The organism is Deferrivibrio sp., from assembly GCF_055117995.1.
Map to the genome: position 1 here is coordinate 1 of NZ_JBSQOT010000035.1, position 18,019 is coordinate 18,019.

Sequence of the window (18,019 nt, forward strand, 5' to 3'; positions counted from 1 at the left end):
GTTTATGTGGATACACTTTTTGGACTTGATAAATATCAGAAGATTGTTGATATTATTGGTAAAAATATAGAAATAGCAAATAAGTACAAATTTTTTTATGATTATTTTTTATACAGTAAATATGTTTTGAAAGACTATTCAAGCATACTTGAGAATGAAGAAAAAGGCACGGTAAATTCTTATCCTGTCTTAATCGATGTGTATCTTTCAAAAGGCGATTTGAGTAAGGCTTCAGGTTACATAGACCAACTTGAAGATACAAACCTTAAAAATTACTTTTTAATCAAGAAAAAAATATATAAAGGGGATTTTCTTGAAGCTATTTCCGATATTTCCACAATAAAGGACGAAAATTACCTTGCCAATTTATTTTTTGAACTTGTTACAAAGGGGTTTTACGATATTGAGGCATCTTACATAGATAGGTTTAACTTTAAAAATCCTCAGAATATTGATTATAAAAATTTTTACAAAGGGCTGTTATTGCTTAATCAAAAAGAATATTTGAAATCTGCTTCTGCTTTTGAAAAGATTACATTCAATGAATTTTTGATGGAGAGCAGTTATTTTTATAAAGGGCTTGACTATTTCTATGTCAACAGAGACCTTTCAGAGGCAAACCTGAAGAGGTATATATTAAAAGCAAAAGATCAAGAAAAGCTAAATTCCGCAAGATATTTGCTCGGGCAGATTTATCTTGGCAAAAATCAGCTTGATACGGCGCTGATTGTTCTTGAAAATTGCAGCACATATTTTTGCCAGGAGCTAAAAGGTGAAATTTTTATTGCCAATAAGGAGTATGATATTGCACTTGAGTATCTCAACAGCATTGATACCGATCGTGGAAACTATCTTAAATCGGTAGTTGCTTTCAATCGAAAAAAATACAGTGAATCCCTTAACTATTTGAATAAAATTAAAAAGCCTGATGAAGAAACAGATTATTTGTTGATGTCTGTTTATTTCAAATTGGATCAATACGAGCAGGCTTACAAACTTGCATTAAAATATTTAAATAATGAAAATTTTTTTGACACGGCGGTAAATTATTATTTTTTAAAGGGGGATTATTCAACAGCACTTTACTTTATTGATAGGGCAATGTTTAAAGATGACAAATACCTGCTTTTGAAGGCAAAATCATTGTACTCACTTAAAAGGTACAGTGAGGCTGAGATAATCTTCAATAAATTTGTAAATGAAAATAAATACATTTATGACAGTATATTTGGTCTTATTAATATTAAGAGAGCAAAAGGGCAAAATGAAAAATATATTGATGAAATATTTGAGCTGATTAAAAACAGAAATTTTGAGAGGAAAGATAGTCTTATTATAGAACTTGTAAAGGAAAGTATTGGGCAGAACAAGCTTCAAAATGCTATCTATCTGATTAATTATTACTTTGATAACTTTAAATCTTCAAAAAACAACAAAGATGCTTATCTTTTAAGGGGCGACATATTCAAAAAGCTTGGCAGATACGAAGAATGTACGAAGGATACAGATTATGTAATAAATAAATTCAAAAACGATTATGAAGCGTATCTGCTTAAAGCAGAGTGCCTTGAACAAATTGATAAGACAAAGTCCATAGCTATTTATGAAAATCTTCTTGAAAATGAAAATTATAAGATACTAAGCAGTAAAAGGTTATTAAAGCTTTATGATGACCCTGACAGGATAATAAAGCTTGCAGGAGATTTTTTGGAATCAGAGCCCACTTTATATTTTGACTCTGTTTTAAGGGCACTTAAAATTGTTGGTGACAGTAAAAATATTGTCAAATACAAAGCTGAGATAGATAATCTACTGGTATCAAATATCAAAGAATATGTTATTGCAGGATTATATTTTAGTTCATTAAAATATTTTTATGAAAATGACTACAAAAATACGATCAAGTATTCAATGAAGGCTTACTATCTTGATAAAAATTCTGAATTTAATAAACTTTCCCTTGAAAATGCCATCAGAGCATATGAATCCATCGGTAACAAGCAGAATGCCGAAAAAGTGCAAAAAATATTAAAGGAACTAAATAGGGGGTCTTGATGTTTGAAATAATTCAAAAGGGTGGGGTATTGATGTACCCTATAATTTTTCTGTCAGTACTTTCTCTTGCAATTTTTCTGGAAAGACTTGTCAGCCTGCGTACTGAAAAATATGCGCCGAAAACATTCCTTGAAAAGATGTATGCTTTTTTAAAGTCTAAATCTTTTGAGGATGCCAAGTCTTTGTGCGATTTAAAACCCTGTGCAATAGGCAATATTTCAAGAAGTATTCTTGATAATCTTGATCTTCCTATTTCACGACTTATGGAGCTTGTGGAAGAAACAGGAAGGTTTGAGTCAAGAAAACTTGATAAGTTTCTGCCGACATTACAGACAATTGCTACTATTTCACCTTTGCTTGGACTTCTTGGTACTGTTTTAGGTATGATTAAAACATTTATTGTTATTTCTCAACAGGGTATCGGCAACGCTCAAGCCCTTGCGGGAGGTATTTCCGAAGCATTGTTGACCACTGCAGCAGGCCTTAGTGTTGCAATTCCAACAGTAATTTTTTATCACATCGTAAGGCACAGGTCTGATAAAATTTCAAATGAGCTTGAAATAGCAGCCTCGAATATTGTTAATCTTATATTCAAAGAGGAATAAAATGAGATTCAGGGAAAATAGCAAGGATAAAGGGCTCGATATAAACCTGACACCTTTGATTGATGTGGTATTTCTGCTTCTCATATTTTTTATGGTGTCTACAACGTTTGTTTACACCAATTCTTTAAAGGTAAATCTTCCGAAAGCTAAAGGTGAATCTGTGGAAACCAAAAAGAATGTGAACGTATCGATAACCAAAAGTGGTCAGATAGTGCTAAATGGTAAGGAGATTTCAAAGGTCGCCTTTATTGCTGCGATTAAGGGCTTGTACGAAAAAAATCCTTCTGCATCTGTAATAATCCAGGCTGACAAAGATAGTAAACACGGAGATGTGGTTTTTGTTATGGATGAAAGCAAAAAGGCCGGGTTTGAGAGGTTTGCAATAGCCGCTGAGGAAGAATGACAAATAGCAGAGTATTTCTGACATTATTTTTTGTTGTTTCACTTGTAATTCATTTAGGATTTATTTATATTCTGCCCCCTTTTAATATTGAATTTAAAAATATGGAAAAAACTATTGAAGTGGATTTTATTAAAACTCAGAAAATAATTGTAAAAAAGGCCAATAGTTTAGAAAGTAACACAAAGGAAATTTCGGCAAGTGAGCTTGTAAGCAAAATACTAAATGATGATGCGAAAAAATCAAAAATTGAAAGTAGCAGAGTTGAGCTTCCGGAGTTTGATACAACTGAAAAGGTGCAACTTGACAAAAGGGAGATTAGCGCAGGGGAAATGGCATACAAACCAGAAAAATTAAATATCGATGTTTCTTCAGAGCTAAAAAACTTTGAGTCAATCATTTCAGACAAATACCATAGTGACAAAGTAAGTCAGACTGGTAATGAGTTTTTCCAGATAGAATCTTTGTCAAGCAGAGTGAGAAAACCTGTGTATATACCGAAAATGCCGGAATATTCCCTTCAAAGTGATACAGAGGTAAAAATACAATTTTTTGTTGATTCCAGGGGCTATCCGGTAAAAATAACTTTTTTGACTGCAACTGATAGTTATATAGAGAAGATATCGACAGATTTTGTATCCAAACTTAAATTTGAGCCATCTGAAAAAGAAGGGCAGACAGACAGTGCAATTATAACATTATTTTTTAAGGTGAGGTAATGGACTCAAAACTAAGGGAAATAGTAAAACATCTTATTTATGAAAAAGGCAAAATTACATTCAGAGAATTTATGGATATAGCTCTTTATTACCCTGAGCTTGGTTATTATCAGAAAGAAAACCCATTTGGTCAGCAGGGTAGTTTCTATACTTCAGTAGATGCTTCAGAATCCTTTGGAAGAAGCATAGCCAAAGGGGTTAAAAAGACTATAGAAGAAGTCAATATTAGGCCTTTACTATGCGAAATGGGGGCAGGTAGCGGGCTTCTTGCCAATGATATTTTAAACTACTATAAAATTTATGAGCCACGTTTTTATGAAGAAGTTACTTATATTATCATAGAAAAAAGCGAGTTTCTTGTAGATTTTCAAAAGCAAAATCTTAAAGAGCACTTAAATAAGGTTAAATGGATTACGTTTGATGAACTCAATGATTTTGAAGGGGTATTTTTTTCAAATGAGCTTGTGGATGCTTTTCCCGTACACAGGGTTATTAACATAGACGGATTAATAAAAGAGCTTTATGTAATTGAACATGAAGGAAAATTTACTTTTTATCCTGGCGAAGTGTCTACACCTGAAATAACAGAATATCTTAATAGGCTAAATATAAAGATTATTGACAAGCAGATTGCGGATATTAACATTGATGCTGTACATTGGATTAAAGACCTGGGGAGCAAAGTAAGAAAAGGGCTTGTGATAACAATAGATTACGGTTTTATGGCAGAGCAGCTTTATACCCCTTTCAGAATTGATGGCACTGTTACTTGCTATTTCAAACATACACAAAACAACGACTTTTTTGAAAGGATTGGATTTCAGGATATCACCGCTTTTGTAGATTTTTCTGCTCTTAAAGTTTATGGTGAGGAGTCAGGGCTTGAAACTGTAAATTTTATGCCTCAGTGGACTTTTTTGATGGCGTCAGGTGTGATTGAAGAGTTTGACAATAAAAATATGACAGACGTTCAAAGAGCTTCGCTAAAATCGCTCATTATGCCCGAAGGTGGATTTGGCACCAATTTCAATGTGCTTATCCAGTCGAAAAATGTTAATATTAAGAAAGATTTCTTGTATAAAAAAAGTTCTTTTGAGCTATTGAGCGAATTGACAGGCAGCCGAATATTCGAAGATAGCTAACTGTAATATAAACTACCAAAAATTTCCTGGTTGAAGTTTCTATTTTTTCTAAGTATATTTGAGCTTAATAATTTTTAGTCTGGAGGTTTTTTTATGCATTATGATTTTCTGCAAATTGAAAATAAATGGCAGAAGAAATGGGAAGAAAATAAAGTTTTTAAAGTAAACTATGACAAAAATAAACCCAAATATTATTGTCTTGAAATGTTTCCATACCCATCCGGAAAAATTCATATGGGGCACGTCAGAAACTATGCGATTGGAGATGTTATTGCAAGATTCAAAAAAATGAAAGGTTTCAATGTGCTTCACCCTATGGGGTGGGATGCCTTTGGTCTTCCCGCTGAAAATGCTGCCATAAAAAATAAAATACATCCTGCAAAATGGACATATTCAAATATAGACTATATGAGAGCACAGCTTAAACAGTTAGGTTTGTCTTATGATTGGGACAGAGAGGTTGCTACGTGTGATCCTGAGTACTACAAATGGGAGCAGCTTGTATTTTTGAAAATGTATGAAAAAGGACTTATTTACAGAAAAAAATCTACTGTAAACTGGTGTGAGGACTGCAATACTGTGCTTGCCAATGAGCAGGTTGAGGATGGAAAATGCTGGAGATGTTCCAATGAAGTAACGATGAAAGAGATTAATGGCTGGTTTTTCAAAATTACTGATTATGCTGAGGAATTGCTTGAATATACTTATAAACTTGAAGGCTGGCCGGAAAAAGTTCTTACAATGCAGAGAAACTGGATTGGGAAATCGTATGGAGCAGAGATAGATTTTGAAGTAAAAGGTTTTGATAGGAAGATTACCGTTTTTACCACAAGGCCGGATACACTTTTTGGAGCCACATTTATGCTGCTTGCTCCTGAACATGAAATGTCCAAAGAGCTTATAAAAGGGACATCTTACGAGGAAGAGGGGTTAAAATTTATAAATAGCATACTTAAAGAAGATAAAATAAGCAGATCGGCTGACAACAAGGAAAAGAAAGGGTTCTTTACCGGAAGGTATGTTTATAACCCACTTACAAAGAAAGAGATTCCTGTTTATATAGCAAATTATATTTTAATTGATTACGGAACTGGAGCCGTAATGGCTGTTCCTGCCCATGACCAGAGGGACTTCGAGTTTGCAAAAAAATACAATCTGGAAATAACTGTGGTTATAAATCCTGAAGGACAAGAGCTTGCTCCTGAAAATATGTCAGAGGCCTACACCGGTCAAGGCATAATGGTTAATTCCGGTAAATTTAACGGGATTTCCAATGAAGAGGCTAAGACCAAAATAACTGAGTTTCTTGAAGAGGAAAATATAGGTAAAAAGACAGTAAATTTCAGATTGAGGGACTGGGGAATTTCAAGGCAGAGATACTGGGGGGCACCTATCCCTGTGATACATTGTAAAAAATGTGGAATAGTACCGGTGCCAGAGAAAGATTTGCCAGTTAGACTACCACTTGATGTTGAGTTTACTGGCTCAGGAAATCCGCTTGAGACTTCTGCTGAATTTAAAAATGTAAAGTGTCCTCTTTGTGGTATTGATGCTGAAAGGGAAACAGATACTATGGACACTTTCGTGGAATCCTCGTGGTACTTTTTGCGCTACTGCTCTCCTAAATGCAGCACAAACATATTCGACAAAGAAGAAGCAGAGTATTTTATGAATGTTGACCAGTATATTGGTGGTGTGGAACACGCAATTTTACACTTGCTATATGCGAGATTTTTTACAAAAGTTTTAAGAGACCTTGGATATATAAATATTGATGAGCCTTTTGAAAGACTTCTCACTCAAGGGATGGTTTGCAAAGAAACATATTCCTGCAAAAATGATGGTTGGCTTTTCCCTGAAGATGTGGATGAAGGAAAATGCAAAATTTGTGGTGAGCAGGTAGTTGTTGGAAGAGTGGAAAAAATGAGCAAATCAAAGAAAAATGTGGTTGACCCTGATGCATTGATAAAACGTTATGGTGCTGATACAGCGAGACTTTTCAGCTTATTTGCTGCTCCTCCTGAAAAGGACCTTGAGTGGAGCGAACAGGGTGTTGATGGATGTTACAGATTTATAAACAGAATATTCAGGCTTTTTGTGAACAATCTTGAGCTTATAAAAACAGAATACAATGCTGAATATGAGGATAGCAAACTTGCTAAAGATATTTTATACCATATGCATTTTACCATAAAGAAAGTCACAAATGATATTGAAAAATTTCAGCTTAATACTGCCGTTGCTGCAATTATGGAGCTTACAAATAATCTTTATCTGATAGAGCCTAAATTGTCTACAGATTATGAAAAACAGAAATTTAAAGAGTGTCTTATAAATATGATAAAACTTTTGACCCCTTTTACACCACATTTTTGTGAGGAGTTATGGAGTCTTGCTGGAGGTAAAGGGTTTATCTCGCTGGAAAAGTGGCCAGAATATGAAGAAAAGTATACTGTAAAAGATGAAATTACACTCGCTATTCAGGTAAATGGCAAGGTGAGGGCTGAGATTGTTATGCCAAAAGATGTTGATAAGGAAACTGCTCTTAAGGCTGCAAGGGAGAATGAAAAAATTATGGGATATCTTGAAGGCAAAACTCTTGTTAAAGAGATATATGTACCTGGAAAACTGATTAGTCTGGTTGTGAAATAATGAAAAAATTATTCATTTTTATGCTTTTGCTTCTAAGTGCCTGCGGTTACAGAATCGCAGGCATTGACTATGATTCATCAAAGCCAAAGCATAAATTTTATGTCTCTGAGATTAAAAATAGCTATTTTGAGTCGGATTATTATTCTCTATTGAATGATGAAGTAAATGATTTTTTCAGCAGATACGGATTATTGACTTCAAAAGAAAATGCAGACTATTTTTTAAAAATTGACCTTTTGAGTGCAAAAACAAATTCCAGTATAACTACTATTTCAAGTCAGGCTGTTGTGGTAGATATAAATATCAAGGTTAAAATATCCGTTTACGACCAGGGTTTTAAACTTTTATATGAAAAAATAATAGGCAGAGTTGAAAATTTCAATTTGTCATCAAATGTTTCCGAAAATATTATAAACAGGGATGAAGCATTTGTAAAAGGCATCAGAAATTTACTGTTAGATTTCAGGTATGAGTTTGAAAACAGGTAGAAAAATCTTAATCGTTGGCAGCGATTCATTTATTGATGAGCAGATTGATAAAGTTTTAGGCTCACTCAAAGATCTTGAATTGGATAAAAAAACATATTATGCAGATGAATTTGACAGCGAAGATTTTGTTTTTTTCATCTCTTCATTGCCACTTTTCAGTGATATAAAAATGGCAATAATCAAGAACGGTGAGAAGCTAAAAAACTTTGATGAGATTAAGCAGAGCATTATTAAATCTGAATCTATGGTAATTGTTACTGCAAATGATCTGAATTTTTTATCTAAAGCCGGAAAAGATGAAAACTTTGAAGTTATTTCTGAGCCTAAAAAAGATAAATTTTCCGACCTTTCACACGTTGTTGATATATTTAAAAAACTTGGTGTCAAACTCAGCAAGGTGGCTGCAGAAGAAATTTACGAAATGTGCGGTAAAGATTTTGGAACAATAAAAAATGAATTTGATAAGCTAAGTGTTTATTATGCCTACAAAAGTCCTGAATCTGAAAATGAGATTATTGAGAAGATAAGTTTTTCAAAAAGCGAAAACGTATTTTTGCTTATAGATAGTTTTTTTGATAAAAACAGAAAAAAGTGTGCCGAAATTATTTCTAATATGATTGTCAACAATGAAAGTGTTGCTCCGGCCTTTTACATGATTTCAAAAAGGCTGTTGCAGATAGTAGGATATAAAATTAACCCTTCTCTGGTAAATGAGAGACAGTTTATTATGAATAAAATTAAAAAAAATGCCTCTGAATGGAGTATGGAAGAGTTGTCCAGATGTTCTGAATCACTGTTGAGCCTTGATTACGGCTCCAAGACCGGTAATGCAAATATAGAAGAAGAAATTATAATGTTGCTTAATACCATTTAGCTTGGCTAAAAAATAAATCCATTACAGTTATTGATTTAACTCTATAATTGGGTGTAGTTTAATTTGGAAAGTCTGCACGTTCTACCCTGAGGGTCAAATATGTTTTTATAGAGCAAAACATTGATTTCATTTCCAAGATTTCTAAGTGTTTTGCAATATACTTCATCTATAAAATCTGCGCAGCGAAACCTATCATTGTTGCTCTGGATTATGTATAACATAACCGGTTTGTAACCATCATTTTTTGACTTTGCCAGAGTTAAAAGATGCTTGAGCCCTCTTGTAGTGACTGCATCAGGAAAATAGGCATATTTGTCATCAAACATTGTGACATTCTTGACTTCACACAGTACTTTTGTGCTGTCACCGAGGGTTATTAAAAAATCTATTCTGCTGTCTTTATACCGAAATTCTCTTTTAATTTCCGTATAATTTTCAAGTTCAGCTATTTCTTTGTCAATTATGGCATATTCAACAATCTTATTGACAGCTATAGTATTTGTGTAAAGCCAATGATTGTCAACTTCGATCCCTTCCATTGTGTATTTAAGTTTTCTTTTTTCATTTTCTGACATGCTGAATACCACTTTTCTGCCTTTTTCAAGGAGTGGTTTCATTGAGCCTGTATTGGGATTATGTATAGTAATAGTCTTGTTATTAAAAGTTATATCAACAAAAAATCGCTTATATCTTTTGATAAACGTTCCAAAATAAAGATCAGGTAATTTTAGCATAATAGGATTTCTCTTTAAAATCTGCTTGATTTTTTTTAAAAGTAGTATATTTTTTCACAAAAATCAAATTGGTATTTAGGAAAGTAGCTTTTTTTCGATAAATTGTTCTTAGGAAAATTAAGGGGTTAGTATTTTAGTGAAAAAAATTATAAAAGAATATCTTAATATTTTTATCATTATCGGCATTTCTTTATCTGTTTTCTCTTTTATATTCAATTTTTATCTTTTAAAGAAGGTTAATTATTACGTCAGTTATTCAGAGGATCTAAAAAATAGATATGAAAAACTTCAATCAGACCTGGATAATACGATGAAAGTTCTTAATATTTTGATTGATGTAAGAAGAATAAGTGCTCTGATAGAGCAGTTTGACACAAACTATAATAAATATACGATTACAGATATTGCATACTCCATTGTTGAAGAATCTGTAAAAAATGAGCTTGACCCCTACCTCATGCTTGCCATTATAAAGACAGAAAGTTCATTTAATTATAAATCTGTTTCGAGAAAGGGCGCTATTGGCTTGATGCAGCTTTTGCCGAACACTGCATATTATATTTCCGATAAAGTTGACGACTTGAGCGTGCAAAATAAAAAGGAGATTTTTGACCCTGTTGTTAACATAAGGCTTGGGATAAACTATTTCAGATATTTATTGGAAAAATTTGAGGGGAATATTGAGCTTGCTATAGCTGCATATAATTTGGGGCCAAAAAATGTTTTCAGATATATTTCTAAGGGCAGAAAAATTCCAAAATTTTATTATTATAAAGTTATGGAGAATTATTCAGAGCTAACTTCTTCAATAAAATCTTGATGTGGGGTAAAATATGGAATCTGTAAAAAAGTGGTTTAATGAGAGAATAGCGTCCGTTGTTATTGAAAATCTTGAAAAAAATGGTTTTAAGGCGGTTTATTTTGAGAAGAGCGATACCGCAATAAAGTATATAGAAAGTATCGTTGAAGATTATTTTACAATTGGATTTGGCGGTTCAATGACTGTTTTGCAGGACTTGGGGATAGCACAACTTGTTAGTGATAAAGGTAAAGAAATTTTAAACCACAACTTGTCTACTCTTTCCCCTGAAGAAAAACTTGCTATCAGAAAAAAACAATTGACCTGTGATCTTTTTATTACTTCTACCAATGCATTGACCAAAGATGGCAAACTCATAAATATTGATGGAGTGGGTAACCGTGTGTCAGCGATGATTTTCGGACCTAAAAAGACGCTTGTGATTGCCGGGATAAACAAAATTGTCAAAGACGTCAATGCAGGTATCAGCAGGATAAAAGAGATTGCATCCCCTATGAATACAAAGAGATTAAATGTGAATACACCTTGTGCTGTCACAGGGGAATGTTCTGACTGCAATAGCCCTCAGAGAATCTGCAAAGTAACTACGATTATAGAAAAAAAACCTAATTTCAGCGATATTGAAGTTGTTATAATAGGTGAAAATTTAGGTTACTAAAAACAGACTGGCAAAAGTAAATAAGATTTATTTTTTTATCGCAAACTTTGTTCCAACCTGCTATAATATGTTTATTAATATGGCAGGCAGAAAAATGATTAATGATAAAATCTTAAAAATTGTTCAGTCTCTTGTCAGTATCAAGGACCTGGATACCTTGATGGACAAGACTCTTATGTTGTTAAGAGATCTGGTGTTATGCGATGCGGGAAGTATTTTTATTTACAATAAAGATGACGATTCTTTAGTGTTTAAATATATTCAAAATGACTCTATAGATGTCAGTTACAAAGAATTTAGCATCCCCCTAAATGAAAGCAGCATAGCTGGTTTTTCAGGATTTACAAAGCAGATTGTTTCTATCGAAGATGTATATAGAATTGATGAGGATAAACCATACAGTTTTAATAAAGATTTTGATTTGATGTCAGGTTATAGAACAAAATCTGTTGTTTCCATTCCACTTTTAAATATAAAGCGGGAATTAATTGGTGTTTTACAGCTTATTAACAGAAAAAATAAAAATGTTAGGCTGGTTTTAGATAACATTGAAGATACAGTTGTCAGTTTTAATAATGAGGATATTGAAATCCTCTATTCTTTAAGCGGCATAGTTGCTGTCGCCCTTGAAAACAGTATTCTCTATCAGGATATTGAAAAGATGTGGGATGGGTTTATAACAGCAAGTATTCAGGCGATTGAAGCAAGAGACCCTGTTACAAGAGGTCATACGGATAGAGTTACTAAAATTACAATGAAGATTGCAGAAGAGATGGATAAAGATGAAACATATTTTCCAGACTTTAAGCTTTCTGAGGATGACTACCTGCTTTTGAAATATTCATGTTTGCTGCATGATTTTGGAAAGATTGGTGTGAGAGAGTATGTTTTGAATAAACCCAAAAAACTGTTTCCCGACAGGCTTGATGCGGTAAAATATAAATTTTTGTACGCCATGTGCATGGCAAAATCAAAATCTCGTGATGAGTATGAAAGACTTAAAAAATATTTTGAAAGTGTTTTAAAGGCCAATGAGCCTGCAATCCTGGAAGGTGAAACCTATGAGGATTTGAAGGAGTGTGTTTCTTACAGATTTGCAGGTTTTGATGGTTGTGAAATTAATCTTCTTGAAGAAAATGAATATAAATGTCTGTCAGTTAAAAGGGGCACTCTAACAGAGGAAGAAAGGCATGAAATTGAATCTCATGTATATCACACATTTAATTACTTAAATAAAATTCCATGGACTGATAAGTTAAAAGATGTACCCAAAATTGCCTGTATGCACCATGAAAAGATCGACGGTACAGGTTATCCATTTGGCCTTAAGGGTGATGAGATACATGTGTTTGGGAGGATAATGGCGATTGCTGATATATTCGATGCTCTTACAGCAAAAGACAGACCTTATAAAAAGGCGGTTTCAGTGGATGTTGCTATTAAAATTATTATGGAAGAAGCGGAAAATAACAAACTTGACAAAAACATAGTCAGGTTTTTTATAGAAAAAGAGATATACAATCATATTTGAAACAGGAGGTACTGTGATTACGATTTTAATTGTGGATGATGATAGTAATATAAGATTATTGTTAAGAGATGAGTTTTGTGAGCTTGGATTTAATACAATTACCGCAGTGGATGGGGAAGAGGCGCTTATAAGCTTTAGTGAAGAGGATATTGATATAGTAATACTTGATATAAGGATGCCCAAGGTGGATGGCAAAAAGGTGCTTGAGTCAATAAGGAGTGTTAATGATGAAGTTCCTATAATACTTTATACTGCAAATCCATTTGATATTTCGGACTATAAAAAATATAAAAATGTGAGTATGGTGGTCAAAAGTGCTGATTTGAGTGAACTGAAAGAAGCTGTAAGAAAATATACAAATGTTTGATAAAAATCTTTATTATGACTGTCTTGATACAAGATATCTGGGCAGACATCTTTATTATTTCAGGGAAATAGACTCTACAAATACATTTGCCATTAAGAATGAACTTGAGGTGGGCAGTATTGTTATTTCCGATGTTCAGGTAAAAGGGAAGGGGAGATCAAACCGGGTATGGAGAAGTCAGAGCAATCAAAACCTTTACTTTTCATGTTTGGTTGATGGTTTTACCCCTGAAAAGCTTTTACAATTGAATATTGTTATAGGTTATTCGGTGTGCAATGTCCTTAGAAAATATATATCTTGCTGTCTTAAGTGGCCAAATGATATCATTGCTGAGAAAAGAAAGTTAGGCGGTATATTGATTGAAACAAAGTTTTCAGGCAATAAAATTGAGAAGGTTGTATTTGGTGTAGGTCTTAATGTAAATACGGATAATTTTGAAAAAGATATATCAGATATAGCTGTCTCAATTAAAAATATTCTTGGAAGAGACATATGCCGGGAGGCGCTGCTTGCTGAGTTGGTTAATGAGCTCGAAAAGGGGATTGACTCTTTGAAAATCGGTGATTACAATATCGATAGATTATGGGGCAATTACTCCTGCTTTTTGGGCCGGGATATTTCAGTTACACTTGACAATGTAAAAAAAATATTTATTGAAAAAGGAATAGATAGATTAGGCGGCTTGATTGTTGAGGACAACTCTGGTATGATAAAGACATTGTACAGTGGAGATGTAGGATATGATTTTTGCAGTTGATATAGGGAATACCAATATTGTTGTGGGTGTCTTCAAAGGTAAAGAGCTTGTATGTAATTTCAGGCTTGCAACTGACACTCTAAAAACTACTGATGAATATGCTGCTACAGCACTGTTACTTTTAAACGGGCAGGGAATCAATGTTAAAGAGATTGACAGTGTTGTGATTTCAAGTGTGGTCCCTCAACTGATATATACTTTTTCTAAAATGTCAAAAAAATATTTCAACCTTGAGCCCCTTGTTATTGGACCTGGCGTAAAGACAGGGCTTAAAATAAAGCTTGAGAATCCCAAGGAAGTTGGTGCCGACAGAGTTGTAAATGCCGTGGCTGCCATAGAAAAATATGGGACTCCGGTAATAGTGGTTGATTTTGGTACGGCAACAACTTTTGACGTTGTAAACGAACATTCTGAATACCTTGGTGGTGTTATTTACCCCGGTATCAAACTATCTGCAAGCATATTAAGGAGTAAAACTGCCAAGCTCCCTGAGGTTGAAATTGAAAAGTGCCATAAAGTTGTTGGTAACAATACCATAAATTCCATAAAATCAGGTATTTATTTTGGTTACTTGGCAGTGGTAGATGGCATAGTGGAAAGAATCTTGGATGAACAATTCAAAGGGAAAAAGGTAAATGTTATTGCTACCGGCGGACTTGGAAGCATTTTTATAGGTGATTCAAAATATTTAAAGGGCTATGAGCCAAATCTTACTTTGAACGGGTTGAGGTTGATATATGAAAAAAATCTTTAGTGTAATGATTTTATTTTTGGTGCTCAGTTGTGCAGGCAAGTCTGGAAACGTTAAAGTAAATGAAAAATCAACTCTTGCGGAATCACACTTTAAAATGGGTCTTGCTTACCTGAATACGGATAAAGACTATTTGGCTGTAGGTGAATTTGAAAAAGCTATTTCGATTAATCCTTCTGATGACAGATTTTACTATGCTCTTGCAACATTTTATATAAAGAAAAATAGAATACCTGATGCAAAAAGCAATATTCTTAAGGCATTAAAACTAAATCCCACTGAATCTGAATACATTAACACATTTGCTTCAATCCTTGCTGCTGAAGGTAATCTTGAGGATGCTATTAAACAGTGGAAAGTTGTGCTTAATGACCCGGGATACCCATCTGCATCCCTCGTAAATTATAATATTGGACTTGCGCTGTATAACCTGAAAAGGTATGAAGAAGCAGCCTCCTATCTTGAGGTAACTGTTAAAACAAATCCCAAAGTAATCGCCCCAACACTTCTTTTATTTAGAAGTTATGTTTATTCCGGCAAACTGGATGATGCAGAAAGGGTAATAATAAATTCTCTTATTATTAATCCTGATTCCCTTGAGCTTAAAATGGAGGCAGGCAAGTTTTATTATGAAGTCGGTAAATACCCGGAAGCGGCCAAATATTTTTCTGAGGTAACAGAAGCAAAAAATAACCTAAAGTTTTATGAAGAAGCAAAATCATATCTGAAAAAGATGGGTATATACAATGAGTAGGGTTGAGGAAATTTTAAAGCAGGAGAGACTAAAAAAGGGGCTGAGTCTTGAAGATGTTTCAAGGCAAACCAAAATAAACGTTCTTTTTCTTGAGTATATTGAAAATGGTCAATTTGATAAACTTCCATCTTATGCACATGCTTTTGGTTTTGTAAAAAGCTATGCTTCATTTTTAAAGCTTGATCAAAAAGAAATTGAAGCAAACTTTAAAGAAAATTATCCTAAAGAAGCTTTTCAAAAAAGAGAAATTGAAAAGGTAGAAGACAAGGCTCAACCAAAAATTTCAAAAAAGCTTAACACTAAATATTTAAGTATTTTTATTCTCGGAGTTGTATTTATTTTTTTGATTCTTGTTTATTTCAATGGCAAAAAAACTGTTACTAATGAGCTTTCCAACTATCCTGCATCTATAATTGACAATCAAACAAAAGTACCTGAAAAAAACGATAATATTTCCCACACCGACAATACAAGTGAGAATGTAAGCGTTATTAATGACAACTCTGATGTTAAATTCGACCCAAAAGAGATAGCAGACAAAATTTTTAATGATGATTCCAAGATGAAGCAACCTGAAAAAGTTGTTACGCTATATTTTAATGATATATGCTGGATACATATGAAAACAGATAACGAAACAGACTACGATTTTATAGCGGAAAAGGACTTAATTAAAAATATCAGGTTTAATAAATTTTTCAAAATTGATATTGGAAATGCTGCTGCTGTATCTATTAAATACAAGGACCAGTTAATAGAAAACCTTGGTGGTTATAGGCAGCCATTAAAAAATTTATATTTTTATGTCAATGATAATGATACACTGATTTATGAAAAATAAATGTTGATTTTTTCGTATCCTTCCTGTATCTTAAAAAAGACAAAAAAGGTATTAATATGAAAAACGTTGGTGTGTTTAGTAAAGAATATTTTTTGTATAAAGAGTTGGAAGAAGCTTTGAATGATACGGATGTTATCCTTAATCTTGTATCATCTGAGAGCAATATTGATATAAACTTTGATATTTTTGTGATTTTAAGTGATTTTGGAGACGGGCTGGTTGATTACTTAAAAAAATTTGAAGGCCTGGTTTTGGATTTGACAGGAATTGCCAGAAATTATAGCAATAATGTGGAAGACATACTTGAGCCAGCAGTGTATATTATTGAAAAATATTTCGGTCATTCAGTTGAAAATTTGAAGGGTAATATTTATTTTCCTGTAAGTATTTATGGGAAAGCAGGGATTGACGATCTGATAAATCAGACAAAAGACATATTTACTTTTGGTAATTCGCAGCCAAAAATATTGAAAGATAAGATGCCTTTTAATTGCGTTCTTGGACTTGGGGCAGGGGAAAGTGGGATAAAAAACTATATACAAAGATTCAGTCACGAGGTTGCAACTAATTTTGATTTGAGACTTTTGCCATTTTCAACTTATATGATTGTAGATATTTTCAAGCCTTTTAATGTTGAAATTTATGGTGATTTTCTTGACGAGACATTTTCTGTTTCTGAAGTTTTGCTGAATGATTCCCATAAGCTTTTTTTGATTGATGATGAGAGAGTTACGATTGTAGCTGATTATTTGAGACTGTTAATTGAGCAGGTAAAAGAAAAAATTAATATACTATAGGAGAATGTTGATGATTTATCTTGATAATGTTGCGGGAACAAAGCCAGATGACAGAGTGGTTGAGAAGATGTTGCCATTTTTAAAAGAAAAATATGGCAATCCGAGTGCACACTTTTACCCTCTTGGCAGGGAAGCGTTTGAAGCAATAAATACGGCAAGGGAGCATGTCGCAAACCTTATTGATGCAAGTCCAGAAGAAATAGTTTTTACTTCATGCGGTACGGAATCAAACAATATGGCAATAAAAGGTCTTGTGCTAAATGATACGTACAAAGAAAAGAAACATATAATAATAAGTGAAATTGAGCATTTTTCTGTTCAGAATGTTTGTGTAAAGCTTCTGAATGAAGGGTACAAAATTACCAAGCTCAGGGTTGATAATAACGGACATATAAATCTTGACGAGTTAAAATCAGCAATTACCGATGATACTCTATTGGTTTCTGTGATGTCTGCCAACCCTGAAATAGGCACAATCCAGAATTCTGCTGCAATAGGGGAGATTTGTAAAGAAAAAGGGGTTATTTACCATGTTGATGCGATTGCATCTGTCGGTCATCAGAGGGTCAGCGTAAAGGATTTTAATTGTGATCTGTTATCTCTTGCTGGCCAAAACTTTTATGGTCCAAGGGGAAGTGCGGCGCTTTATGTAAATAAAAATATAAAGCTTACGCCTCTTTTTGATGGTGGCTTTCAGGAAAATGGCTTTAGAAGCGGCTCTGAAAATGTTCCGGCAATAGTTGGCCTTGGAGAGGCGGCAAGGATTGCAAAAGAAGAGATGTATTTGTATGTTCCTGAAATGGAGCGACTGGGGAAAAAATTGATGACTTCCCTTGAGGGGATGTTTGATTTTCTACATATAACAGGTGATAAAGATAGAAGATTGCCAGGCCATGTAAGCTTCTGGATAGAATACATAGAAGGTGAATCACTTCTTTTGTGGTATTCTCTCAATAATATTTATGGTGCAAGTGGCTCGGCTTGTTCTTCAAATATTCTGGCGGAAGACGAGGACGAACTTGCTGCTTCGCATGTTTTGACGGCGGTAGGGGTTCCTAATGATATTTGTGCAGG

At 33.6% G+C, this 18,019-nt stretch carries 19 protein-coding genes; 18 read left to right on the forward strand and 1 reads right to left on the reverse strand.

Annotated features, from left to right (window positions below):
• The 8 genes from ACTCAF_RS08805 to holA all read left to right on the forward strand — a co-directional run.
• Positions 1-2,055: tetratricopeptide repeat protein (locus ACTCAF_RS08805; RefSeq protein ID WP_463062919.1), on the forward strand; the 2,055-nt coding region annotated here is incomplete at its 5' end.
• Positions 2,055-2,660, forward strand: coding sequence for a MotA/TolQ/ExbB proton channel family protein (locus tag ACTCAF_RS08810; RefSeq protein ID WP_463062920.1), 606 nt, complete (start codon positions 2,055-2,057; stop codon positions 2,658-2,660). The genes ACTCAF_RS08805 and ACTCAF_RS08810, both read left to right, overlap by 1 nt.
• A gap of 1 nt (position 2,661) precedes the next feature.
• Positions 2,662-3,063, forward strand: a complete 402-nt coding sequence (locus ACTCAF_RS08815; protein ID WP_463062921.1) for an ExbD/TolR family protein — start codon at positions 2,662-2,664, stop codon at positions 3,061-3,063.
• On the forward strand, positions 3,060-3,779 hold the full coding sequence (locus ACTCAF_RS08820) for a hypothetical protein (protein ID WP_463062922.1): 720 nt from the start codon (positions 3,060-3,062) through the stop codon (positions 3,777-3,779). The genes ACTCAF_RS08815 and ACTCAF_RS08820 overlap by 4 nt, the downstream gene beginning before the upstream one ends.
• The gene (locus tag ACTCAF_RS08825) at positions 3,779-4,921 is read left to right on the forward strand and encodes a class I SAM-dependent methyltransferase (RefSeq protein ID WP_463062923.1); all 1,143 of its coding nucleotides are present in this window, start codon (positions 3,779-3,781) and stop codon (positions 4,919-4,921) included. Before ACTCAF_RS08820 ends, ACTCAF_RS08825 begins: the two co-directional genes overlap by 1 nt.
• A 93-nt stretch (positions 4,922-5,014) precedes the next feature.
• Positions 5,015-7,573, forward strand: a complete 2,559-nt coding sequence (gene leuS, locus ACTCAF_RS08830) for a leucine--tRNA ligase (RefSeq protein WP_463062924.1) — start codon at positions 5,015-5,017, stop codon at positions 7,571-7,573.
• The gene (locus tag ACTCAF_RS08835; RefSeq protein WP_463062925.1) at positions 7,573-8,061 is read left to right on the forward strand and encodes an LPS-assembly lipoprotein LptE; all 489 of its coding nucleotides are present in this window, start codon (positions 7,573-7,575) and stop codon (positions 8,059-8,061) included. The genes leuS and ACTCAF_RS08835 overlap by 1 nt, the downstream gene beginning before the upstream one ends.
• Complete coding sequence (gene holA, locus ACTCAF_RS08840; protein WP_463062926.1) at positions 8,042-8,935, forward strand: DNA polymerase III subunit delta; 894 nt, start codon at positions 8,042-8,044, stop codon at positions 8,933-8,935. Before ACTCAF_RS08835 ends, holA begins: the two co-directional genes overlap by 20 nt.
• 41 nt (positions 8,936-8,976) lie before the next feature.
• On the opposite strand, the gene sfsA is transcribed toward holA, so the two are convergent.
• The gene (gene sfsA / locus ACTCAF_RS08845) at positions 8,977-9,669 is read right to left on the reverse strand and encodes a DNA/RNA nuclease SfsA (RefSeq protein ID WP_463062927.1); all 693 of its coding nucleotides are present in this window, start codon (positions 9,667-9,669) and stop codon (positions 8,977-8,979) included.
• 136 nt (positions 9,670-9,805) lie between these two features.
• On the opposite strand from sfsA, the gene ACTCAF_RS08850 reads away from it, so the two are divergent.
• The 10 genes from ACTCAF_RS08850 to ACTCAF_RS08895 form a co-directional block, all read left to right on the forward strand.
• On the forward strand, positions 9,806-10,489 hold the full coding sequence (locus ACTCAF_RS08850; RefSeq protein ID WP_463062928.1) for a lytic transglycosylase domain-containing protein: 684 nt from the start codon (positions 9,806-9,808) through the stop codon (positions 10,487-10,489).
• Between the two features lie 13 nt (positions 10,490-10,502).
• Positions 10,503-11,147 carry a lactate utilization protein gene (locus tag ACTCAF_RS08855; RefSeq protein WP_463062929.1) on the forward strand — a complete coding sequence of 215 codons (645 nt, stop codon included), beginning with the start codon at positions 10,503-10,505 and terminating at the stop codon, positions 11,145-11,147.
• Positions 11,148-11,241: 94 nt separating this feature from the next.
• Positions 11,242-12,678, forward strand: a complete 1,437-nt coding sequence (locus ACTCAF_RS08860) for an HD domain-containing phosphohydrolase (RefSeq protein WP_463062930.1) — start codon at positions 11,242-11,244, stop codon at positions 12,676-12,678.
• Positions 12,679-12,691: 13 nt separating this feature from the next.
• Positions 12,692-13,045, forward strand: coding sequence for a response regulator (locus ACTCAF_RS08865; RefSeq protein WP_463062931.1), 354 nt, complete (start codon positions 12,692-12,694; stop codon positions 13,043-13,045).
• Positions 13,038-13,802, forward strand: a complete 765-nt coding sequence (locus tag ACTCAF_RS08870) for a biotin--[acetyl-CoA-carboxylase] ligase (RefSeq protein WP_463062932.1) — start codon at positions 13,038-13,040, stop codon at positions 13,800-13,802. The genes ACTCAF_RS08865 and ACTCAF_RS08870 overlap by 8 nt, the downstream gene beginning before the upstream one ends.
• The gene (locus ACTCAF_RS08875; RefSeq protein ID WP_463062933.1) at positions 13,786-14,556 is read left to right on the forward strand and encodes a type III pantothenate kinase; all 771 of its coding nucleotides are present in this window, start codon (positions 13,786-13,788) and stop codon (positions 14,554-14,556) included. The genes ACTCAF_RS08870 and ACTCAF_RS08875 overlap by 17 nt, the downstream gene beginning before the upstream one ends.
• Positions 14,540-15,307 carry a tetratricopeptide repeat protein gene (locus ACTCAF_RS08880; RefSeq protein WP_463062934.1) on the forward strand — a complete coding sequence of 256 codons (768 nt, stop codon included), beginning with the start codon at positions 14,540-14,542 and terminating at the stop codon, positions 15,305-15,307. The genes ACTCAF_RS08875 and ACTCAF_RS08880 overlap by 17 nt, the downstream gene beginning before the upstream one ends.
• On the forward strand, positions 15,300-16,148 hold the full coding sequence (locus ACTCAF_RS08885) for a helix-turn-helix domain-containing protein (RefSeq protein ID WP_463062935.1): 849 nt from the start codon (positions 15,300-15,302) through the stop codon (positions 16,146-16,148). The genes ACTCAF_RS08880 and ACTCAF_RS08885 overlap by 8 nt, the downstream gene beginning before the upstream one ends.
• 56 nt (positions 16,149-16,204) lie before the next feature.
• A complete protein-coding gene (locus ACTCAF_RS08890; protein WP_463062936.1) occupies positions 16,205-16,945 on the forward strand; it encodes a hypothetical protein in 741 nt (246 codons plus the stop codon).
• A gap of 10 nt (positions 16,946-16,955) precedes the next feature.
• Positions 16,956-18,019: cysteine desulfurase family protein (locus tag ACTCAF_RS08895; RefSeq protein ID WP_463062937.1), on the forward strand; the 1,064-nt coding region annotated here is incomplete at its 3' end.